Raw genomic sequence first — 22,454 nt, forward strand, 5'->3', positions numbered from 1 at the left:
CCAAGCGATAGAATCCGTTACAGAAAAAAGAGTTGCAATTCCGTGTGAGAATTTGGCATCCAGCCAAATTCGAAAGGACTGCTGAATCGAGAAATTATCCAAATTTCTCGGTGAATCAGTCCGGTCACGAAATTGCAACTCTTCTTTATGTTATGGATTCTTGGCGAAGGATATCGGATACAGACCAGCCTATCCAACTCCCTTGCGCCGTACACACCCAATTACCAACTAACTCAACTAAATTCCTATCTTAAAACACGAACCCGCAATACTTCTCCTACTTTTTTCAGATCTTCTACAACTTTCTCCGGCACATCTGAATCAATATCAATCATCGTATATGCGTATCCGCCTTTACTCTTGTTAGTCATATCTGCAATGTTCATGTTGTCGTCTGCAAGAATCTTGGTAAACTGTCCAATCATATTTGGAACGTTGTGATGAAGGAGAAGAATTCTTGTATTTTCTCCTCTGTATCCCATGTCACAATCCGGGTAATTTACAGAGTTTTTGATGTTGCCATGCTCAAGATAATTTCTCAGTTCTTTTACTGCCATCTTTGCGCAATTATCTTCTGATTCTTCTGTAGAAGCGCCAAGATGCGGTATCACAATTGCTCCTTTCACTCCTGCTGTAATAGGCGTCGGGAAATCAGATACATAATGTTTTACATGCCCGGATACCAATGCATCTACCATTGCCTCTTCATCAACTAGAACATTTCTTGCAAAATTCAGAACAACAACACCCTTTTTCATAAGACCGATTGCATTTTTATCGATCATTCCTTTGGTACTGTCAAGTGCTGGCACATGAATTGTAATATAGTCACAATCCTTATACAATTCATCTACCGTCTTCGCATGATGGATATTTCTGGATAATTTCCATGCCGATTCAACAGATACATATGGATCATATCCATATACGTCCATTCCAAGATTCGTTGCTGCATTCGCTACCAATACACCGATAGCTCCCAGACCAATAACACCTAACTTCTTACCCTCGAGTTCGCATCCGGCAAATGCTTTCTTGGCTTTTTCGGCATCTTTGGCGATATTGCCATCTTCTTCATTTTCCTGTACCCAGTTGATTCCTCCAATGATATCCCTGGATGCCAGAAGCATTCCGGCAATAACCAATTCTTTTACTCCATTTGCATTGGCACCTGGGGTGTTAAATACAACAATTCCTTTCTCAGCACATTTATCCAGAGGAATATTATTAACTCCTGCCCCTGCTCTTGCAATTGCCTTTAACTCAGGTGCAAATTCCATTTCATGCATTCCTGCACTTCTTACCAAAATAGCATCTGCATCTTCTGCTGCGCTTACTGGTGCATAATTTTCTGTAAATTCTTCCAACCCTATGCCAGAAATTGGATTTAAGCAATGATATTTATACATGATTATAAATTCTCCTCCTCAAACTTCTTCATAAATGCTACTAATGTTTCTACACCTTCTACAGGCATTGCATTATAAATACTTGCACGCATTCCACCTACTGTACGATGGCCTTTCAGATTCTCTAATCCAGCTTCTTTAGCTTCTTTTACGAATTTTGCATCCAGGTCAGCGTCGCCAGTCACAAATGGTACATTCATAAGAGAACGATCTTTTGGCACAACTGTTCCCTTGAACAGTTTGCTTTGATCCAGAAAATCATAGAGAATCTTTGCCTTCTTTTCATTGTGCTCTTTCATTGCTTCAAGACCACCTTGTTTTTTCAGCCATTTAAATACCTTTCCGCAGATATAAATGCCATAAGCCGGCGGTGTATTGTATAAAGAACCTGCATCTGCATGTGTCTTATACTTCAACATTGTCGGTGTTCCTGGAAGAACATCATCTGTAATCAGATCTTCTCTGATAATCACGATAACAGTACCTGCAGGTCCTACGTTCTTCTGGACACCTCCATATACGACTCCGTATTTTGTAACATCTATTGGCTCTGATAGGAAGCATGAGGATACATCTGCTACCAGAATCTTACCTTTTGTATTTGGAAGTTCTTTGTACTTAGTTCCATAGATTGTATTATTCTCACAGATATATACGTAATCTGCATCTTCTGATATCGGCAGATCAGAGCAATCTGGAATATAACTGAATGTCTTATCTGCAGAAGATGCGACAATATTTACTTTTCCATATTTTTCCGCCTCGGCAGCGGCTTTTTTCGCCCACTGACCTGTTACGATATAATCTGCCACGCCATTTTTCATTAAATTCATTGGAATCATGGCAAACTGCTGAGATGCTCCGCCTTGCAGGAATAATACCTTATAATTATCCGGTATATTCATCAACTCGCGGATATCAGCCTCTGCAGTTTCAATAATCTCCTGAAACGCTTTCGAGCGGTGACTCATTTCCATCACGGACATTCCAGTTCCATTATAATCTAACATCTCTTCTGCTGCTTCTCTTAATACCTCTTCCGGTAAGACTGCCGGTCCTGCTGAAAAATTGTACACTCTGCTCATTTCAAGTTCCTCCATTTTCTTTATTAGTTATTTTTTCCCTTCAAGTCTTTTTCATCAAACGCTTCACTGATGGCTGCTCCCGGTGCGACCATTGGCCATACCTTTTCGTCACAGTCAATCTGACAGTCAATGACTACTGGTTTTCCAAGAGACAGAGCTTTTTCAAACGCTTCTTTAAATTCATCTCTCGTAGTCGCTCTTAATCCAACTGCACCCATAGCTTCAGCAAGTTTTACAAAATCTACAGCATCATTCAAAACTGTCGCCGAATATCTCTGTTCATAGAATAGATTCTGCCATTGACGTACCATTCCGAGTACATGGTTATTGATTACAACTTGAATAACCGGGATATTATGCCGTACAGCTGTTGCAATTTCATTCATGTTCATACGGAAACAACCATCTCCGGCGATATTCACTACTGTCTTGTCTGGCATTCCTGTCTTGGCACCCAAGGATGCTCCAAGACCATACCCCATTGTTCCAAGACCTCCGGAAGTCAACAATGTTCTCGGTTTTGTATATTTATAAAACTGTGCTGCCCACATCTGATGCTGTCCTACTTCTGTTACAATAATTGCATCTCCCTGAGTCTGACGATAGATTTCTTCCACAACATACGGTCCTGTTAACATATCTGGATGATAAGATAATGGATAACGCTTCTTATAATCCATGATCTTTTCTATCCATTCTGGGTGGCTCTGCTGTTCCAGACGTTCATTGAGAATACTGAGAACAACTTTGATATCTCCTACCACTCCATCTGTAATCAGAACATTCTTATTCATTTCTGCCGCATCTACATCAAACTGTAAGATTTTAGCATTTTTGGCAAATTTTTTTGCATTTCCTGTTACACGGTCACTGAATCTTGCACCGATTACTATCAATAAATCACATTCGCTAACTCCATAATTGGACGTCTTAGTTCCATGCATTCCCAACATTCCTGTATATAATGGATCTGTTCCCGGGAAGGCTCCTTTTCCCATCAAGGAATCTGTAACTGGTGCATCTACTTTTTTTACAAATGTATAAAGTTCTTCACTGGCACCAGATAATACAGCCCCGCCACCAACAAATATGTATGGTTTCTTTGCCTTGGATATCATTTTCAATGCAGATTGGATATCTTCTTCGCAAATATCAGTGGATGGTACTACCGGTTTAATCTCTGCTTTTTTATACTCAGCCTTGTTTGCAGTCACATCCTTTGGAATATCAATCAAAACTGGACCTGGTCTTCCTTTTTTGGCAATAACAAATGCCTTACGTATGGTATCTGCAAGATTTTTTACATCTTTGACAATGAAATTATGCTTTGTAATCGGCATAGTAATTCCAGCAATATCGATCTCTTGAAAACTATCTTTTCCAAGAAGTGATACTCCAACATTACAAGTAATAGCTACAATCGGAATAGAATCCATATATGCTGTAGCAATTCCTGTAACCAGGTTGGTAGCTCCCGGCCCACTGGTGGCAAAACATACACCAACTTTTCCGGTTGCTCTTGCATATCCATCTGCAGCATGAGCTGCTCCTTGCTCGTGTGAGGTCAGGATATGGGTGATCTCATCACTATGTTTATATAATTCATCGTATACATTCAAAATTGCTCCGCCTGGATATCCAAATACGGTATCCACGCCTTGTTCTTTCAAACATTCGATTACGATCTGTGATCCTGTCAATTGCATACCTTAAGCTCTCCTGTTCTATCTATAGTATCTTTTCTTAATTCTTTGGTATTTCCAGAATTGCCCCACGGTTTCCGGATGTCACCATAGATGCATATCTTGCCAGATAGCCAGTTGTTACTTTTGGCTCTCTTGGTTTCCATGCTTCTTTTCTCTTTGCCAGCTCTTCATCAGAAACATCGATTTCTAACTTCAGGTTAGGAATGTCAATCTTGATAATATCGCCTTCTTCTACCAATGCGATTGGTCCACCGACTGCCGCTTCCGGTGACACATGACCGATAGATGCTCCTCTGGATGCTCCGCTAAATCGGCCGTCTGTAATTAATGCCACACTAGAACCAAGACCCATTCCTGCAATTGCAGAAGTCGGATTTAACATTTCTCTCATACCCGGTCCGCCTTTTGGCCCTTCATAGCGAATAACAACAACATCACCAGCGACAATCTTACCGCCTTTGATTGCATCAATTGCATCTTCTTCACAATCAAATACTCTTGCAGGTCCTTCGTGCACTAACATCTCTTCCACTACTGCAGAACGTTTTACAACGCTTCCATCCGGCGCAAGATTTCCTTTTAATACTGCAAGACCGCCAGTCTGAGAATAAGGGTTATCGATTGGACGAATAACTTCCGGGTTCTTATTGACTGCATCTTTGATATTTTCACCTACTGTCTTACCGGTAACGGTCATACATTCTGTATGAAGGAGACCTTTCTTGTTCAATTCATTCATAACGGCATAAACACCACCAGCTTCGTTAAGATCTTCCATATAAGTTGGGCCAGCCGGTGCGAGGTGACACAAATTTGGAGTCTTCTCACTGATTCCATTTGCAAAATCGATTTCAAAGTCCATGCCAATCTCATGTGCAATTGCTGGAAGATGCAACATACTATTTGTTGAACATCCCAATGCCATATCCACAGTTAACGCATTTAAAATTGCATCCTCTGTCATAATATCTCTCGGACAAATATTCTTCTCCCAAAGTTCCATAACCTTCATGCCTGCTTGTTTTGCAAGGCGGATTCTTTCTGAATATACCGCTGGAATAGTACCATTTCCACCAAGGCCCATACCCAACACTTCCGTCAGACAATTCATGCTGTTCGCAGTATACATACCGGAACAAGAACCACATGTCGGACAAACTTTATTTTCAAATTCACACAATCCCTCATCCGAAAGGGTACCCGCTGCATTTGCTCCAACTGCTTCAAACATACTGGAAAGGCTTCTCTTCTGTCCCATTACATGTCCAGCCAGCATTGGGCCACCGCTCACAAAAATTGTCGGCACATTAATTCTGGCTGCAGCCATCAAAAGTCCTGGCACATTCTTATCACAATTCGGTACCATGACCAATGCATCAAACTGATGTGCCATTGCCATAGCTTCCGTAGAATCCGCGATAAGATCTCTGGTGACCAGAGAATACTTCATACCAATATGTCCCATCGCAATTCCATCACATACTGCAATTGCCGGAAATACAATTGGCGTTCCCCCTGCCATGGCAACTCCCTGCTTGACTGCATTCACGATTTTATCCAGGTTCATATGCCCCGGAACGATCTCATTATAAGAGCTGACAATACCTACTAACGGTCTCTCCATCTCCTCTTTTGTAAGCCCCAATGCGTTAAATAAAGAACGATGAGGCGCCTGCTGTTTCCCTTTTGTAACTGTATCACTTCTCATATCTATCCTCCTGGGGACGTAGTATTTTTAAAAAATACTACGTCCCTATATTAATTTTGTGGTGTACCTAAATGTTAAATGCCCTGTACCTAAATGTAACTTGCAATCAGATCTCCCATCTCGACTGTACCGATTTGTTTCTTTCCATCAGACATAATATCAATGGTCCGATATCCTTTTTTCAGCACTTTTTGGACTGCTGCTTCAATTGCATCTGCTTCCTGATCTAAATCAAAACTGAAGCGTAGCATCATAGCTGCAGATAGAATGGTTGCAATCGGATTGGCAATTCCTTTACCCGCAATATCTGGTGCAGATCCACCGCTTGGTTCGTAAAGACCGAATTTGGTCTCGTTAAGGCTTGCACTTGCAAGCATTCCGATGGATCCAGTAACCATACTTGCTTCGTCAGACAGAATATCGCCAAACATATTTTCTGTCAGTACTACGTCAAACTGTTTTGGATCTTTTACAAGCTGCATTGCACAGTTATCAACTAACATATGTTCCAATGTCACTTCTGGATATTCTGTGGCAACTTCTTCTACAATTTTCCTCCAGAGTCTGGAAGAATCTAACACATTTGCCTTATCAACACTGGTCACTTTTTTTCTTCTTTTCATCGCAATATCAAAACCACGTTTGGCAATACGACGAATCTCATTTTCATTATATGTAAGGGAATCGTACGCCGTCATAACGCCATTTTCTTCAACAGTCTTTCTTTCACCGAAATAGAGACCACCCGTCAATTCTCTCATGATCATCAGGTCAAAACCACCTTCTGTAATCTCTTCTTTTAACGGGCATGCACCTTTTAATTCATCGTACAAAATTGCAGGTCTTAAGTTAGCAAATAGATTCAGTTCCTTGCGAATTCTTAAAAGGCCTGCTTCAGGTCTTTTGGATGGTTCCAACTGATACCATGGTGAAGTCTTGGCATCTCCCCCAATGGATCCCATCAACACTGCATCACAGGATTTCGCCGTTGCTACTGTCTCATCTGTAAGCGGCTCCCCATGTACATCTATAGATGCTCCTCCCATTAAAAGTTGTGTGTAGTCACAGGTATGTCCGTATACTTCTGCAACTTTATCCAACACTTTCATGGCTTCCGCTACAATCTCCGGTCCGATTCCATCCCCTTTAATAACTCCAATTTTCAGGTTCATAATTCTCATCCTTCCTAAGACAAAAAATCTTTACCACTTATATTATCTTATTTCTATTCATGTTTCAAGACTTTAATTGACTAAATTGTCGATTCAATGTCGATTCATGCAGTTTTTACATCTTAGAAATAGATATTTATCAGAAATTGTTTATAATTATAATGTAAGTCAAGTATATTTATGCAAATTCAATCAGTAAAATCCTTTTCATCTTTACATTACTCAATAGCAGGGTCTTTCATCTGATATAATCGCGTCCATTCTTTCGTCTCATCATTTCGTTGCACTTCTGACTGATGCTGATAAAGAAATCTGACCAATTCATAACAATTGATCCAGATCTCATTATCTCCTTCTCGCTGTGATTCATCAAATATTAATTGAAGACCAAAATGCAAATGATATTCATCAATGTTATTTACATTTTCTTCTGTACTGTATCCAGTCCTTCCAATATATCCAATGACATCTCCTGCCTGCACAATATCTCCTTTTTTTAATCCCTCCGCATAAGGACGGTTCTGCCTGAGATGTGCATAATAATAGTAACGTCTGCCATCAAAGCTATTGATTCCGACACGCCATCCACCATATTGATTCCATCCAAGCTCTTCAACATACCCTGATTCCACCGTAATCACCGGTGTTCCGACTTGCCCCATCATATCATGTCCCAGATGATTTCTCTGATATCCATAACTTCTAGACACCCCAAAATCATCATAATCAGAATATGGGAATCCTTTTGCAATAGGGTGAAACCCTTTAAGACCATATACTTTTTTCCAAACCTTTTCAGTTGTTTTATCTTCTTTAGGCTGTTCCATCTCATAGGCCCCTACCAAGCCATCCAGCACAGCACCATAAGCTTCCCGGTAATAGTCAAAATACTGCATATTTTTTGACAGTTCATTAACTGAAATCTTTCCCTCCACTAACAAATCTGCGATTTCTTTCATATCCTTTGATTGATAATTTGAAAAATCACCACCATATTTTGCCCCCAAATATGCCAATAGCTCCACCCAGTTCAGATGAATCTTCTCCCCATAAGTCTTTACATCATATTCATAGGCCTGTTTCATTGCATCACAAGTTACATTAAATTCCACCCACTGGATAAAAGTTTTATTCTCATCCTTCATCAAATCCACAGTCTCTACAGTTCTCGATTGCGATATCTGATAACTATATATGCCACTCACCATAACTATCAGACACAACATCACAATAATCCTCTGCTTCTTCATTCCAATTCCTACACACTCTAATTCTTATCACAATACTTTATGCTCAAAGATGTAAGAATATTTAATTGGGGACGGAGGAAATTTAAATTTCCTCCGTCCCCAATATCAGATTTGCATTCTTTATCCGCTCCTGCGTTGGCGGAGCAATATCTTTCAACTCATATTCTATTCCAAGTTCTTTCCATTTGTATACTCCTAAAGTATGGTATGGAAGTACTTCTACTTTTTCTACATTATCAAGTGTTTCAATAAATTGATGTAGTTTCATCAGATACTCGTTTTTATCATTTCGTTCTGGTACTAAAACGTGTCTGATCCAGACTGGTTTTTTAATATCAGACAAGTACTTCGCCAGGTCCAAAATATTTTCATTAGTACATCCGGTGAGGATTCTATGCTGCTCATCATCTATATGCTTAACGTCCAACAGAATCAAATCGGTGTACTCCATGAGTTTTTGAAATTTGTCAAAGAATGGCTCTTCTCTTGTAAATGGATTACCGCTGGTATCCAACGTTGTGTGAATCCCTTTTGCTTTCGCCTTCTGAAATAACTCTGACAAAAAATCTATTTGCAAGAGGGGTTCTCCTCCACTGACGGTAATACCTCCCGTACTTCCCCAGTAAGAACGGTATCTTAATGCCTTTTCAATCAGTTCGTCTGCTGTATAGATCGTCCCCGACTGCAGATTCCAGGTATCCGGATTATGACAGAACTGGCAGCGCATGGCACAGCCGGCCGTAAATATCACAAATCGGACGCCTGGTCCATCTACAGATCCAAAGCTTTCCAAAGAATGAACATATCCTTTTGTCATTATCTTGCCCTTTTTAACCATAGTTTCAAGTTTACGTTTGTATATAATTACATTTCCTTATGGCATGTTCTTGCAATAACATCCATCTGCTGCTCACGTGTCAGGTCAATGAATTTTACAGCATATCCTGATACTCGGATCGTAAAATTAGCATATTCTGGTTTTTCCGGATGCTCCATAGCGTCAATCAATTTCTCTGTACCAAATACGTTCACGTTCAGATGATGAGCTCCCTGTCTGAAATATCCATCCATTACATTTACCAGATTCTCTGTACGCTCTTTGTCATCGTGTCCCAGCGCACCTGGACTAATGGTCTGTGTATTAGATATGCCATCCAGCGCAAGTTCATATGGAAGCTTAGCTACAGAATTCAATGATGCAAGAAGTCCGTTCTTTTCCGCACCATAAGATGGGTTGGCACCTGGCGCAAGCGGCTCACCAGCTTTTCTTCCGTCTGGGAGAGATCCTGTTGCCTTACCGTATACAACATTGGATGTAATCGTAAGAATAGAAGTTGTTGGTTCAGAATCTCTGTATGTATGGCATTTGCTCAGTTTATGCATAAATGTCTTCAGAATCCAGATTGCAATATCATCGGCGCGGTCATCATCATTCCCGTATCTTGGGAATTCTCCTTCTGGCTCAAATCCTATGGCAAGACCATTCTCATCACGAAGCACTTTTACTTTAGCATACTTAATAGCACTCAGAGAATCTACCACATGTGAGAATCCTGCAATTCCTGTTGCAAATGTACGTCTGACATCTGTATCAATCAACGCCATTTCAGCTGCTTCATAGTAATACTTATCATGCATATAATGAATCATATTCAAGGTATCTACATATAATTTTGACAGCCATTCCATCATTGCATCATATTTTTCCATTACTTCATCATAGTCAAGATATTCAGCTGTAATCGGCTGATATGCCGGTCCTACCTGCTGTTTTGATTTTTCATCAATACCACCGTTAATTGCATATAACAGGCATTTTGCGAGGTTCGCACGTGCACCAAAGAACTGAATCTCTTTTCCGGTCTGAGTCGCAGATACGCAACAACAGATACTGTAATCATCTCCCCATACCGGACGCATTACATCATCATTTTCATACTGAATAGAACTTGTCGTCACGGAAATATGCGCTGCATACTTCTTGAAGTTTTCAGGCAATCTCTCAGAATAGAGAACCGTCAGGTTCGGCTCTGGTGATGGTCCCATATTTTCCAATGTATGGAGAAAACGGTAGTCATTCTTTGTTACCATAGAACGTCCATCCTGTCCCAGACCTGCCACTTCCAGAGTTGCCCATACCGGGTCTCCAGAGAACAATTCATTATAAGAAGGAATTCTTGCGAATTTAACCATTCTGAATTTCATGACCATATGGTCAATTAATTCCTGTGCTTCCGCTTCTGTCAGAGTTCCATTCTGAAGATCTCTTTCAATATAAATGTCCAGGAAAGTAGAAATACGCCCAACACTCATGGCCGCACCATTCTGAGTCTTGATTGCTGCAAGATATCCAAAATACAACCACTGTACTGCTTCCTTTGCATCTTTCGCAGGTTTAGAAATATCGAATCCATATACAGCTGCCATTTCTTTCATCTGCTCCAAAGCACGGATCTGATCAGCAATCTCTTCACGAAGGCGGAAATCCGTTCCTTTCATTCCATGTCTTGCGTAACGCTCAAAATCATAATGTTTCTTCTCAATCAGAAAATCAATACCATACAGAGCCACTCGACGATAATCACCAACAATACGTCCTCTTCCATATGTGTCCGGAAGACCTGTTATAATCTTATTATGACGCGCCTTCTTCATCTCAGGTGTATAGATATCAAATACTCCCTGATTATGTGTTTTATGATATTTTGTAAAAATCTCATGAAGCTTCTCGCTTGGTTGATACCCATAAGTAGTACAAGCCTGCTCTGCCATCTTGATTCCCCCATAAGGCATAAATGCTCTCTTAAGTGGTTTATCCGTCTGCAGGCCTACCACCTTTTCCAGATCCTTTAAATCTTCACTAATGTAGCCAGGTCCATATGCAGTAAGTCCTGATACAATTTCTGTCTCCATATCAAGAACGCCGCCCTTTGCACGCTCTTCTTTTTGCAGTTCCTGCAACTTACCCCATAACTGATTCGTTGCATCTGTCGGACCAACCAGAAAAGACTCATCTCCTTCATAAGGTTTGTAATTATTCTGAATAAAATCACGGACGTCAACAGAATTTCTCCAATTTTTGCCTTCAAATCCTATCCACTGTTCACATTGTCTCATTGACTTTTATCCCCTTTCTTTCTCTACTTATTACCGTTTGCCCGCACAGTATATCATCTTGTGAAAAAAATATCAACGGGATTATAGACAGTAATTATCATTTAAAGCTATGTATCTAATTTTGTGCAATCTACAGGGGAACAGGAATTTTCCCAAAAATCCTTTCGCGCCTCCTCCAAAGCAACAAAAAAAGACCCCTTTTGATTAAGGGTCTTTTTACGTTTTCCTTTTATTCTGCTGAAGCTTTTTCTACTTGTGCTATTGCTGCTTTCTGCATTGGGATACGGCAATTCCTGTTGCTTCCGAATTCTACAATGACATCTTCTTCGCTGATATCAATAATAACACCATAGAAACCACTTGTTGTCAATACTGTATCTCCGACTTCCATCTCTGAGATCATTGCCTGAACTCTTTTCTGCTCCTTTTTCTGTGGCCTTATAAAAATAAACCAAAAACCACCAAAAATAACTGCATATACAATAATCAGTAATACCCAGCTTCCACCTGAACTTTGTGATGCTAATGCGTACATATTAATTCCTCCTAATATCTTTAAACACTATTGCTATCATACACAATATTGCAACTTTCATCAAGTAATTTTCTTGAATTCATCATTTTTTATGCTTCTTTTTTCAACATACCGGCAATTTTTCTTTTTTTATACTCCTGATAATTTCCTTCATCAATGGCCTGACGAATCTCTTCCATCATTGTATTGTAAAAATACAAATTGTGAAGTACGCATAAGCGCATCCCCAGCATCTCTTTTGCCTTCAGCAAATGTCTGATATATGCCCGGGAATAAGTACGACATGCAGGGCATTGGCAACCTTCTTCTATTGGACTGTCATCCAACTCATATTTTGCATTAAATAGATTAAGTTTACCTTGATTGGTATATACATGCCCATGGCGGCCATTCCTGCTTGGATAAACACAGTCAAAAAAATCAACACCACGATCAACAGCTTCTAATATATTCACCGGAGTTCCTACCCCCATAAGATAGGTTGGCTTATCTACCGGAAGATACGGAACAACTGCATCCAGAATTCGATACATATCTTCGTGAGACTCTCCAACAGCCAGCCCTCCGACAGCATATCCATCGAGATTCAATTCTGCAATTTCCTGTGCATGTCGAATACGGATATCTTCATAGATACCACCCTGATTAATTCCAAATAACATCTGATGTTGATTAATCGTATCCGGCAGTTGATTCAGCCTATCCATCTCTTCTTTACATCGTTTCAGCCATCGTGTTGTTCTGTCTACAGAATTTTCAATATACTCTTTTTCCGCTACACTAGAAGGGCACTCATCAAATGCCATGGCAATGGTAGAGGCCAGATTCGATTGAATCTGCATACTCTGCTCCGGTCCCATGAAGATCTTTCTTCCATCAATATGAGAATTAAAATAAACACCTTCTTCTTTAATTTTTCTAAGTCCTGCCAGAGAAAAAACCTGGAATCCGCCGGAATCGGTCAAAATCGGCTTGTCCCAGACCATAAACTTATGAAGTCCTCCTAACTTTTTCACCACTTCATCTCCAGGTCGAACATGAAGATGATATGTATTAGAAAGCTCTACCTGCGTTTTAATTTCTTGCAGATCAGTCGTAGAAACTGCACCCTTGATTGCAGCCGCTGTTCCCACATTCATAAATACAGGGGTCTCAATGACCCCATGCACTGTATGTAATCTTCCTCTTTTGGCAAGACCATCTCTTTTTATCAATTCATACATGGTCTTTTCCTCATTCTTCAAAATATTCTATTTAATAATGGCAAACTACTGGAGTTCCCGCTGATATCAGGTTATACAATTGTCCGGCTACATCATATGGCAAATTCACACACCCATGTGAGCCATTTGTTAAATACCTTGATCCTCCAAATGACGATTGCCAGGTAGCATCATGGAAGCCAATTCCTCCATTAAACGGCATCCAATATTTCACCGGAGTCTCATATTCATATGTTCCATCCGGCTTTTTTGTACCTCTTAAAGTCTGATCTAATGCTTTATAAGCCAAAGTATAGACACCCTGCGGGGTTCCATTTCCTCTATTAGGGTTACCAGTTACAACACCTGACTGTAGAACCACCTGACCATCCTGTATAAAATACATTTGCTGTGCAGTAAGATCCACCTCTGCGTATGTACTCCCTACATCATTTCCTTCATGGCTGGCTGCACGACTGACATAATTAGGCTCTCTTGTCACTGTCTCACCATTTTGAATATTCGCAATCAATGCATTATACTCTGCTTCCTGATCAATCTTCCATCCATAACTTCCACCTTCAACTGTTACCACATTACCGGTCGCTGTAGTAAAGTTTCTTGGTTTTCCTTTGGTATCATACTTATCCGCCAGAGACTGTACATATGCCCTGACAGCCCCTTCATCAAAAGTTACATTCATATCTGCATCCACACTCACCCATTGAGATATAACAGATGCATCCACTACTTCAGTATAAGGGTTAAAATCATAAGTAATATTAGCTCCAAGATAACTGTTCATAGCATCTTTTGCAGCAATGACTTCCTCTGAATCAGACAGAAATCTAGGCAATATATAACATCCTGTCTCATAGAGATCCAGTGTTGGCTGAAATCCATTAATCGCTTCTTCTACTTTTTCACTGAATACTTCTATATTGATCTGAGTCCCCACAACCTCAGGGACAACTACAAATTGATCATTTTGAAATTCCGGATGTGCATCTACAGAAACTGTCTGATTCTCTTCCTTCATGCACTCAAGATTACTAATAATAGCAGCCAACGAATCTGCATCGTATTTCACACCAACTTCTGCTTCAATCTCCGGATGATTCCATAAAGATGTGATCCACAAGAAATTATCCTGCTCTTTCACAAGTTTTTTTAATTCATCTCCAGGCACATATTCCAAAGAAATATCAGAACCATTGATTTCTTCTCTATCACCATCAGATTCTTCCAACGTCAGAACATAATCTTTTACTTGTTGTTCCATATATGCTTCTACCTGACTAACATTTTTCAACGAAAAATCTATACCGTTAATCTTTGTATAAAACATAAAATGATTATTAAAGAAAATTGCAAATCCAACATATATAAGCAGCAAAACACCAAAAATGCTTCCAATTATAATTGCAGCAGTTTTTTTGTGCTTTTTCTTTCTGGCCGCTTTCTCCTCCATATCTGCCTGATCATCATCTTCTTCCTCATCTGAATCTTCAAAATCATCATCTTCTTCTAATTCTTCTGTTGTAGAAGAATCGTCATCAGAAGGTATATCATCGCTATCCATATATATTTCTTCATTTTTATCTTCCGTTTCTTGAAAAGCTTCTGAATTGTTGAGATCTTCAAAAATTTCTTTCATGGTCTCCTCTACAATCTCATCAGCTTTTTTATCTCTATCTTCCATTCACCTTACACCTCAATAATAATTATCATGTCATTTTATTATAATATGCATATATTCAAAAGTACAGAAAAAAATGCCAAAAATAAATGAAGATTTCCTGAAGAGAATACAATTGCTGGTTGTGTTTTTTTTCTATTCTATAATATAATGGACTATGTGAAAATAAAACATCTGATTATATAGAATAAAAAAGGAGATTTATCTATGGCAGGATCAACATATGGAACATTATTTACAATCACAACCTGGGGAGAATCTCACGGACCAGCAATTGGTGTAGTTGTTGACGGATGTCCTGCAGGACTCCCCCTCACTCCAGAGGATATACAGCAGTTCTTAGATCGACGGAAACCTGGGCAGAGTAAGTTCACGACCGCCCGAAACGAATCCGATCAAGTGGAAATACTTTCTGGTATTTTTGAAGGATACACAACCGGTACCCCAATTTCCTTAATTGTCCACAATGAAGATCAACGTTCTCGAGATTATGGCAAAATCAAAGACTGCTATCGTCCCGGACATGCCGATTATACTTTTGACTGCAAATATGGATTTCGTGATTATCGCGGTGGCGGAAGGACTTCTGGAAGAGAAACTATTGGTCGCGTTGCCGCTGGTGCAATTGCTTCAAAGATATTGGAACAGCTCGGAATTCATATTACTACTTATACAAAGGCTATCGGTAATATTGTAATCCCTGAATCTGACTACGACTACACATGTATTTCCAACAACAAGCTCTATATGCCGAATGAGAAATATGCTGAAATCGCAAGTGAATATTTAGAGAATTGCATGAAAAGTCAGGATTCTTCCGGAGGCATTATTGAGTGCATAATCAACGGAATGCCAGTGGGAATTGGAGACCCTGTCTTCCACAAACTAGACGCCAGACTCGCACAGGCTATCATGTCAATCGGAGCTGTAAAAGGAGTCGAAATTGGCGATGGATTCCAGGCCTCCGTTTCAAAAGGAAGCTGTAATAATGATGCTTTCTATTCCGAAGATGGAAAAGTTACTAAGAAGACAAATCACGCCGGAGGTACATTGGGTGGTTTAAGCGATGGAAGTCCTATCATTTTAAGGGCAGCAATCAAGCCAACACCTTCTATCTCCCAGGAGCAAGAAACCATTGATAAAAATCTACAAAATACCCTTATTGCTATCACCGGTCGTCACGATCCTGTAATTGTTCCAAGAGCCGTTGTTGTCGTTGAATCAATGGCAGCTATTACACTTGTCGATCTACTGATGACAAATATGGCTTCACGTATGGATCACCTGAGAACAATTTATCATTCCAACGATTAATACCAATGTTTAACACTCAAAAAGCTCTGATAGATACATTGATCCGTCAGAGCTTTTTATTATAACACTCGTCTTAATTATAATAATTATACGTGAAAACAGCCTCCACCGATAAATTCACGCAGAAGTGAATTTGTCGGCACATTTTCACTTCCTATTCCTACAAAATAATCCAGAAATTTCAACAAACGTTTTGCTTCCTGATATTCCGGTACATCCGGGCTGATTCCAAACAATAAAGGTTCTACATAGATTTTCAACACTGCTAATTCATAAATCAACGCAGAATTAAACATCACATCTGCCTCTTCTTGATATGGGAATATGTTCCTCTCTTCTCCTCTTCTTACGGACGGCCACATATTGATTGTTTTTTGAGCAGAGGCTCCTCTGGTACGTGCATCTCTTACAATCCTTCTGAGAAGCCGTCCATCCGTCGTCGGAATACGATTATGCTCATCAATATTTAATTGCGTCAACGCACTGATATAAATCCGGAACTTATTTTCATCCGGAAGATGTTCTGTTAATTTGGGATTCAGGCAATGAATCCCTTCAATCACAAGGACATCGTTTGGTCCAAGTTTCTTCGTTTTTGTTCCATATTCCTTATGACCTGTCACAAAATTAAAATTCGGAATCACTACTTCTTTTCCGGCAAGCAGATCCTGCAACTGCTGATTAAACAATTTTACATCTACAGCCTCCAGGCATTCATAATCATAGGCCCCCGTCTCGTCTCTTGGGTTCTCCTCTCTTTCCACAAAATAATTGTCTACTGCAATAGGATGCGGTACCAGACCATTCGCCCGAAGCTGAACAGACAGGCGATGAGAAAATGTTGTTTTTCCAGATGAAGAAGGACCCGCAATCAATATAAATTTCAATTCTGGTCGCTTGGCAATCTGCGCGGCAATCTCGGCTATCTTTTTCTCTTGAAGTGCCTCCTGCACCAAAACCGTCTCATGCACATCACTTTTGGTAATCTTATCATTCAATGCACCGACCGTCTCAATCCCTTGCATATCGCCCCACTTCGTTGACTCTTTTAATACCTGGAATAATTTATTCTGTGGTTCAAAAGGGGGAACAACTTTTGGCGCAGACTGTTCAGGCATCTGAATCACAAATCCCTCATCATACAGAAATAATTTGAAATATTTGAGATAGCCAGCGCTTGGCACCATATATCCATAATAATAATCTTCAAACTCATTCATACTATAGATATTTACTTTCGAGACGCGGCGATAACGGAACAACCTTTCTTTATCATACATCCCATGTTGACCAAAAAGAGCGATTGCCTCTGAAGTATGAATCGTACGCTTATTAATAGGCATATCCACAGAAACCATTTCCTGCATTCTCGCTTCGACCCGCGCTAAAAATTCTTGATTTAGGTTCACATTTCCTTCAATCGTACAATAATACCCTTTGCTGACAGAATAGTGAATCCTTACTTTTTTTATTGTGTCCACCTCTGCTACATCATAGATGGCTTTCACCAGCATTAAACTCATACTTCTCTTATACGTCTTGTGTCCAATAGGGTCTCCAGTCGTCTCAAATCGTATGATGCAGTCTTCTTTCAGCGTTTTGAAAAGTTCCTGCAATCTTCCGTTCACAAACACAAGAACAATATCATTCTCATATTGCTCCTGCCATTCTTCCGCAATCTGCCGATAAGTCGTCCCAGACTCATACTGCCGGATTTCATCTCCAATCTGAACGTTATACATTTCCTTTTCCATTGCGCGCCTCCTTTTTGCTCACTAAGCTCTATACCATTTGAAAAGGATGCCGGACAGGTGCGGCTATCACTTCCACTCCCTCCAGATTCTTTTCCAGATATTGTTTCATATCCTCTATAAATATATGTTCTATTCCATAATGTCCAGCATCAATCACAGCAAGTCCCTGTGCATTTGCGTCAATTCCCTCATGATGTCCAATATCACCAGTAATCAATACATCTGCATTTCTTTTCAACGCTTCTGGAATTACACTTTTTCCTGAGCCCGGACAAATAGCAATTCTCTGCACCTTCTGTCCAAGCTCTCCAAATACTTTCACTTCGTTTAACTGAAAAGCTTCTTTCACTTTCTGGCAACAAACCTGCAAAGTAATTGGAGATGTAAGTTCTGTAATTCTTCCAATTCCTTCCAGCAGATTTGTTTCAGGGTCTTCTGCCGTAACTTCCAGAACTTCTGCCTCTTTAAACTGCATTTTTTCTCCAGATAACGCTGCCATTCCCTTTACATCATAATTCGTATGCATCGCATAATAGGATATGTCATTCTGAATTAATTTTATGATACGTCTTCCAATAAAATCTTGATTATTGATTCTCTTCAAGCCACTAAAAATTAACGGATGGTGGGTTATCAACATATCTGCATGGTATGCAGAAGCCGCATCAATCACTTCATCTGTTGCATCCAGCGCCACATAGATACGCTGTACTTCCTTGTCATCTCTGCCAGCCAAAAGTCCCACATTGTCCCATTCCAGTGCATACGCTCTGGAATAAGCATTTTCAATGATTTTTATAATCTCTTTGCAAATCATCGTTGTATCTGCCCCTCCTTGAATAATCACTTTTTTTCGCGAAAATATCCCAGCGCCTGATCAATCAGGATAATTTCTTTTCGCATCTCTTCCATTCGAGCGGCTGCACTCTCACTGTTTTTTCTTTTTTCCAACTGACGAAATATACTTTCTCTGATTGCCATCTCCCTGTGAAGGTATTTTTCCAAGACAGGATGTCTCTGCTGCAGCAAGCATCTTCCATAAAGACATTCACACCTAGTGTAAGGCTGAACTTCCCCATGAACCACCTTCATCATAGGGTAGAACTTTCCATCTTCCTCCACCATATCTTCCGCAATAATCTTAAGATGGTTCGTGGCCAGATATTCTCGAACCCTCTGTATCTCAGACTGTGGCTGAAGAATACAAGTATATAGTTGATCAACAACATCTTTTCCTTCTTCCAGGATCTTAATCACAAGTCCTCCACCCATGCCAGCCGCTATCATAGTATCAACTTCACCTGGATCTACCGCTTTAAGTCCATCTGATAATCTTGTCTCGATCTGATCTTTCAATCCATGCCCAATAATATGCATCCTTGCCCGTTCCAATGGACCTTTGTTAATATCCAATGCTATCACTTTTGATGCAATCTTTTGCTCAGTCAAATAAATAGGAATATAACCATGATCAGTTCCAATATCTGCAACAGAGGCGCCCTCTGTCACAAGACTTGCAACTGCATAAAGTCTTTTTGATAGTTCCATAGGCGCCTCTTTCTTAATCCAAATAATCTCTTAATTTTCTGCTGCGGCTTGGATGACGCAATTTGCGAAGTGCTTTTGCCTCAATCTGACGAATACGTTCACGAGTAACATCAAATTCTTTTCCTACTTCCTCCAATGTACGTGCACGTCCATCATTCATACCAAACCGTAATCTCAATACCTTTTGCTCTCTTTCTGTCAGCGTAGAAAGTACTTCATCCAACTGTTCTTTTAACAGAGTCTGTGCTGCCGCCTCCGCAGGTACTGGCACATTGTCATCCTGGATAAAATCTCCCAGATGACTGTCTTCTTCCTCTCCAATCGGAGTTTCAAGAGAAACTGGCTCCTGCGAAATCTTCAGAATCTCACGAACTCTTTCTACAGGCATGTCCAACTCAGCTGCTATCTCTTCCGGCGTAGGTTCACGTCCTAATTCCTGCAGCAACTGTCTGGACACACGGATTAATTTGTTAATAGTCTCTACCATGTGAACAGGAATACGAATTGTTCTTGCCTGATCGGCAATTGCTCTGGTAATTGCCTGACGAATCCACCAGGTCGCATAAGTACTGAACTTAAATCCCTTCTGATAATCAAACTTTTCGACAGCCTTGATCAGTCCAAGATTTCCTTCCTGAATCAAATCAAGGAATAACATTCCACGTCCAACGTATCGCTTGGCAATACTTACGACCAATCTAAGATTCGCCTCTGCAAGGCGCTTTTTGGCATCTTCATCTCCATCTGCCATTCTTCTTGCCAGCTCTACCTCTTCTTCCGCAGTCAGAAGCGGCACCTTTCCAATCTCTTTCAAATACATACGTACTGGGTCTTCAATACTGATTCCGTCCGGAACAGACAGATCAATCTTCTCGACATCCACATCATCCTCTTCCGAAATCAGAAGATCCACATCATCAATATCATCGTCATCATCGCCACTGATACGCAAAACATCAATATTATTTGCTTCCAGATATTCAAATATCTTCTCCATCTGTTCGGATTCAAGATCCATATCCGAGAAGAAATCATTAATTTCCTGCACTTCCAGAATACTCTTCTTCTTTTTTCCCAGCGCTACCAGCTCTTTGAGTTTCTCTTCAAATTTTGCTATATTTTCTTCCATGTAGTGCCCATCCTCTCATTGCTTGTTTATATTTTATCCTTAATTAATAGAAATATGCAGTTTTTGGAGGTCCTGCAGTTCCCTTTTCGCATCCATCAACCGTTGTAATCCCTTGATATCCGTAGGGTCAAGCTTTTTTGTTGCTTCCTCAATACTATGGTTCTTCACCCGAACAACGGTTTCCTGCAACGCTTTTTCCTGCTCTTTTACGGTTGTCAATTCCTTAATCTTCGTATGGAATAGACTTGCAACCTCCCGGTGTTCTTCTTCATCCGTAAAATGATTCATAATCTTTGCCGGATTTACATCCTGATCTTCATATTGCTGATAAAGGAGTTCTGCCACCGTTCTATATATATCTCCGGTAAAATCTTCCGGAGTTATATACTTTTTAATCTGTTGAAATATAGATTCATCCTCAATCAACCACGTCAGAAGAATCTTCTGTGACTTGACAATTCCATTTTCCTTACCTTTTTCACGATTCTGTGAAGACTTCGGCCGCTCCACCGGTTTGGCAAGTCCTGTCTGAATTGCCATCTTTCCGACCAGTTTCCGCAAATCTTCAAAACCTACATGATAAGCTTTTGCTACCGCTTCTATGTAATTGTTCCGCTCGATCTCTTCATCAAATTCCGTCAGCTTTTTAGCTGCTTCCTTCATAAAATCTGTCTTTCCCTCTGGAGAATTCATATCATAATTTTTTTCCAGAACTTCCAGGCTGAACATGAATCCATTTCTTGCCTTTTGAATCCGTTCTTCAAAAGCCTCTGCTCCAAGATTTTTAATAAATTCATCTGGATCTTTATATGGCTCCATCCGAATAATTCTGGCTGTAATTCCTACATCCCTTAGAATTGGCACTGCACGAAGCGCAGCCTTTGTTCCAGCTTCATCACTGTCATAAGTAAGGTATACCTCCTGCACATACCGCTTAATCAATGATGCATGTCCCGGAGTCAATGCAGTTCCAAGCGACGCCACTGCATTCGAAAAGCCAGCCTGATGAAGAGAAATCACATCCATATATCCTTCACAGAGCAGAAAATATGGCTTTTTGGAACTTCTGGCCCGATTCAAGCCATATAGATTACGGCTCTTATCAAAAATCATCGTCTCCGGCGAATTCAGATACTTCGGCTTCGCGTCTCCCATGACTCTGCCGCCAAATCCAATAACTCGATTGTTGACATCCATAATCGGAAACATTACCCGATTCCAGAACTTATCATAAACGCCCTGCCTTTCGTCAACACTGATCAAACCTGCTTTCGCAATCATCTCTGTCTGATAGCCCTTTGATCTTAAATATCGATAAAGATCATCACTATATTTGTTGGAATATCCCAGTCCAAAAGCCTTAATAGTATCATCACTTAACTTTCTTTTCTTCAGATAATCGAGTGCCTGCGCCCCCTGACTATTCTTCAGCTGAACATAATAATACTGCGCTGCCGCTTTATTGATCTCCAGCAAAATCGCCTTTGTGTCAGCACGTTCTCTTGCCTCTTTGGAATATTCCTGCTCAGGCAGTTCTACTCCTGCCCGGTCTGCCAGATATTTCAATGCTTCTACAAAAGAATAATTTTCATACTCCATTAGAAATGTAAATACGTTCCCTCCGGCGCCACATCCAAAGCAATAATACATCTGCTTCTGTCTGCTTACCGAAAAAGACGGTGATTTTTCATTGTGAAAAGGACAAAGCCCAAAGTATGAACTACCTTTTTTCTGTAGCTTCACATAACTGGAAATTACATCTACAATATCATTTTTTGATCTTACTTCTTCAATTAGTTCATCGGAATAATACATAATTTAAGCCC

Annotated in this window: 17 protein-coding genes; 1 reads left to right on the forward strand and 16 read right to left on the reverse strand. The window is 40.2% G+C overall.

The annotated features are described in order from the left end of the window. Positions 1 to 245 precede the first annotated feature (245 nt). The 11 genes from ACQRBH_RS00200 to ACQRBH_RS00250 all read right to left on the reverse strand — a co-directional run bounded on the left by ACQRBH_RS00200 (position 246) and on the right by ACQRBH_RS00250 (position 14,886). Positions 246 to 1,409 (reverse strand): phosphoglycerate dehydrogenase, encoded by a 1,164-nt coding sequence (locus tag ACQRBH_RS00200; RefSeq protein WP_427742203.1) that lies wholly within the window; start codon positions 1,407 to 1,409, stop codon positions 246 to 248. A gap of 2 nt (positions 1,410 to 1,411) precedes the next feature. Then, entirely contained in the window at positions 1,412 to 2,494 is a 1,083-nt protein-coding gene (gene serC / locus ACQRBH_RS00205; RefSeq protein WP_427742204.1) for a 3-phosphoserine/phosphohydroxythreonine transaminase, read from the reverse strand. 23 nt (positions 2,495 to 2,517) lie between these two features. Beyond that, entirely contained in the window at positions 2,518 to 4,200 is a 1,683-nt protein-coding gene (ilvB, locus tag ACQRBH_RS00210) for a biosynthetic-type acetolactate synthase large subunit (RefSeq protein WP_427760550.1), read from the reverse strand. Positions 4,201 to 4,237: 37 nt separating this feature from the next. Further along, positions 4,238 to 5,908: a dihydroxy-acid dehydratase gene (gene ilvD, locus ACQRBH_RS00215; protein WP_235231878.1), complete on the reverse strand. Its 1,671-nt coding sequence runs from the start codon at positions 5,906 to 5,908 to the stop codon at positions 4,238 to 4,240. An 89-nt stretch (positions 5,909 to 5,997) separates the two neighbouring features. Beyond that, a complete protein-coding gene (gene leuB, locus ACQRBH_RS00220) occupies positions 5,998 to 7,080 on the reverse strand; it encodes a 3-isopropylmalate dehydrogenase (protein WP_427742206.1) in 1,083 nt (360 codons plus the stop codon). A 218-nt stretch (positions 7,081 to 7,298) separates the two neighbouring features. Further along, positions 7,299 to 8,330, reverse strand: a complete 1,032-nt coding sequence (locus ACQRBH_RS00225) for a M23 family metallopeptidase (RefSeq protein WP_427760552.1) — start codon at positions 8,328 to 8,330, stop codon at positions 7,299 to 7,301. Positions 8,331 to 8,412: 82 nt separating this feature from the next. Then, on the reverse strand, positions 8,413 to 9,147 hold the full coding sequence (pflA, locus tag ACQRBH_RS00230; protein ID WP_427742209.1) for a pyruvate formate-lyase-activating protein: 735 nt from the start codon (positions 9,145 to 9,147) through the stop codon (positions 8,413 to 8,415). Positions 9,148 to 9,194: 47 nt separating this feature from the next. After that, on the reverse strand, positions 9,195 to 11,447 hold the full coding sequence (pflB, locus tag ACQRBH_RS00235) for a formate C-acetyltransferase (RefSeq protein WP_427760554.1): 2,253 nt from the start codon (positions 11,445 to 11,447) through the stop codon (positions 9,195 to 9,197). Between the two features lie 229 nt (positions 11,448 to 11,676). Beyond that, the gene (yajC, locus tag ACQRBH_RS00240; RefSeq protein ID WP_235231873.1) at positions 11,677 to 11,982 is read right to left on the reverse strand and encodes a preprotein translocase subunit YajC; all 306 of its coding nucleotides are present in this window, start codon (positions 11,980 to 11,982) and stop codon (positions 11,677 to 11,679) included. Between the two features lie 89 nt (positions 11,983 to 12,071). After that, the gene (gene tgt / locus ACQRBH_RS00245) at positions 12,072 to 13,205 is read right to left on the reverse strand and encodes a tRNA guanosine(34) transglycosylase Tgt (RefSeq protein WP_427760556.1); all 1,134 of its coding nucleotides are present in this window, start codon (positions 13,203 to 13,205) and stop codon (positions 12,072 to 12,074) included. Positions 13,206 to 13,236: 31 nt separating this feature from the next. Continuing rightward, positions 13,237 to 14,886 (reverse strand): peptidoglycan binding domain-containing protein, encoded by a 1,650-nt coding sequence (locus ACQRBH_RS00250; protein WP_427760558.1) that lies wholly within the window; start codon positions 14,884 to 14,886, stop codon positions 13,237 to 13,239. 204 nt (positions 14,887 to 15,090) lie between these two features. On the opposite strand from ACQRBH_RS00250, the gene aroC reads away from it, so the two are divergent. Next, positions 15,091 to 16,197 carry a chorismate synthase gene (gene aroC / locus ACQRBH_RS00255; protein WP_427742215.1) on the forward strand — a complete coding sequence of 369 codons (1,107 nt, stop codon included), beginning with the start codon at positions 15,091 to 15,093 and terminating at the stop codon, positions 16,195 to 16,197. 86 nt (positions 16,198 to 16,283) lie between these two features. On the opposite strand, the gene ACQRBH_RS00260 is transcribed toward aroC, so the two are convergent. From ACQRBH_RS00260 to dnaG, 5 genes are read right to left on the reverse strand one after another with little or no spacing between them, the layout of a single operon-like run. Then, on the reverse strand, positions 16,284 to 17,951 hold the full coding sequence (locus tag ACQRBH_RS00260; protein ID WP_427742217.1) for a nucleoside kinase: 1,668 nt from the start codon (positions 17,949 to 17,951) through the stop codon (positions 16,284 to 16,286). Between the two features lie 28 nt (positions 17,952 to 17,979). Then, on the reverse strand, positions 17,980 to 18,768 hold the full coding sequence (locus ACQRBH_RS00265; RefSeq protein ID WP_235231868.1) for a Nif3-like dinuclear metal center hexameric protein: 789 nt from the start codon (positions 18,766 to 18,768) through the stop codon (positions 17,980 to 17,982). A 26-nt stretch (positions 18,769 to 18,794) separates the two neighbouring features. Then, positions 18,795 to 19,499 (reverse strand): tRNA (adenine(22)-N(1))-methyltransferase, encoded by a 705-nt coding sequence (locus ACQRBH_RS00270; RefSeq protein WP_235231867.1) that lies wholly within the window; start codon positions 19,497 to 19,499, stop codon positions 18,795 to 18,797. Between the two features lie 13 nt (positions 19,500 to 19,512). Then, positions 19,513 to 20,628, reverse strand: a complete 1,116-nt coding sequence (rpoD, locus tag ACQRBH_RS00275) for an RNA polymerase sigma factor RpoD (protein ID WP_235231866.1) — start codon at positions 20,626 to 20,628, stop codon at positions 19,513 to 19,515. 39 nt (positions 20,629 to 20,667) lie between these two features. Continuing rightward, a complete protein-coding gene (gene dnaG / locus ACQRBH_RS00280) occupies positions 20,668 to 22,443 on the reverse strand; it encodes a DNA primase (RefSeq protein WP_235231865.1) in 1,776 nt (591 codons plus the stop codon). Between the last annotated feature and the right edge of the window lie 11 nt (positions 22,444 to 22,454).

It is taken from the genome of Bariatricus sp. SGI.161 (assembly GCF_050313695.1).
Lineage (GTDB): Bacteria > Bacillota > Clostridia > Lachnospirales > Lachnospiraceae > JAFBIX01.

Excerpts from the sequence above, each read along its gene's own strand:
- tgt (WP_427760556.1), bottom strand. The coding sequence starts at position 13,205 with ATGTATGAATTGATAAAAAGAGATGGTCTTGCCAAAAGAGGAAGATTA.
- pflA (WP_427742209.1), bottom strand. The coding sequence starts at position 9,147 with ATGACAAAAGGATATGTTCATTCTTTGGAAAGCTTTGGATCTGTAGAT.
- aroC (WP_427742215.1), top strand. The coding sequence starts at position 15,091 with ATGGCAGGATCAACATATGGAACATTATTTACAATCACAACCTGGGGA.
- dnaG (WP_235231865.1), bottom strand. The coding sequence starts at position 22,443 with ATGTATTATTCCGATGAACTAATTGAAGAAGTAAGATCAAAAAATGAT.
- serC (WP_427742204.1), bottom strand. The coding sequence starts at position 2,494 with ATGAGCAGAGTGTACAATTTTTCAGCAGGACCGGCAGTCTTACCGGAA.
- ilvB (WP_427760550.1), bottom strand. The coding sequence starts at position 4,200 with ATGCAATTGACAGGATCACAGATCGTAATCGAATGTTTGAAAGAACAA.
- yajC (WP_235231873.1), bottom strand. The coding sequence starts at position 11,982 with ATGTACGCATTAGCATCACAAAGTTCAGGTGGAAGCTGGGTATTACTG.
- ACQRBH_RS00200 (WP_427742203.1), bottom strand. The coding sequence starts at position 1,409 with ATGTATAAATATCATTGCTTAAATCCAATTTCTGGCATAGGGTTGGAA.
- ACQRBH_RS00270 (WP_235231867.1), bottom strand. The coding sequence starts at position 19,499 with ATGGAACTATCAAAAAGACTTTATGCAGTTGCAAGTCTTGTGACAGAG.
- rpoD (WP_235231866.1), bottom strand. The coding sequence starts at position 20,628 with ATGGAAGAAAATATAGCAAAATTTGAAGAGAAACTCAAAGAGCTGGTA.
- ilvD (WP_235231878.1), bottom strand. The coding sequence starts at position 5,908 with ATGAGAAGTGATACAGTTACAAAAGGGAAACAGCAGGCGCCTCATCGT.
- ACQRBH_RS00225 (WP_427760552.1), bottom strand. The coding sequence starts at position 8,330 with ATGAAGAAGCAGAGGATTATTGTGATGTTGTGTCTGATAGTTATGGTG.
- pflB (WP_427760554.1), bottom strand. The coding sequence starts at position 11,447 with ATGAGACAATGTGAACAGTGGATAGGATTTGAAGGCAAAAATTGGAGA.
- ACQRBH_RS00250 (WP_427760558.1), bottom strand. The coding sequence starts at position 14,886 with ATGGAAGATAGAGATAAAAAAGCTGATGAGATTGTAGAGGAGACCATG.
- leuB (WP_427742206.1), bottom strand. The coding sequence starts at position 7,080 with ATGAACCTGAAAATTGGAGTTATTAAAGGGGATGGAATCGGACCGGAG.
- ACQRBH_RS00265 (WP_235231868.1), bottom strand. The coding sequence starts at position 18,768 with ATGATTTGCAAAGAGATTATAAAAATCATTGAAAATGCTTATTCCAGA.
- ACQRBH_RS00260 (WP_427742217.1), bottom strand. The coding sequence starts at position 17,951 with ATGGAAAAGGAAATGTATAACGTTCAGATTGGAGATGAAATCCGGCAG.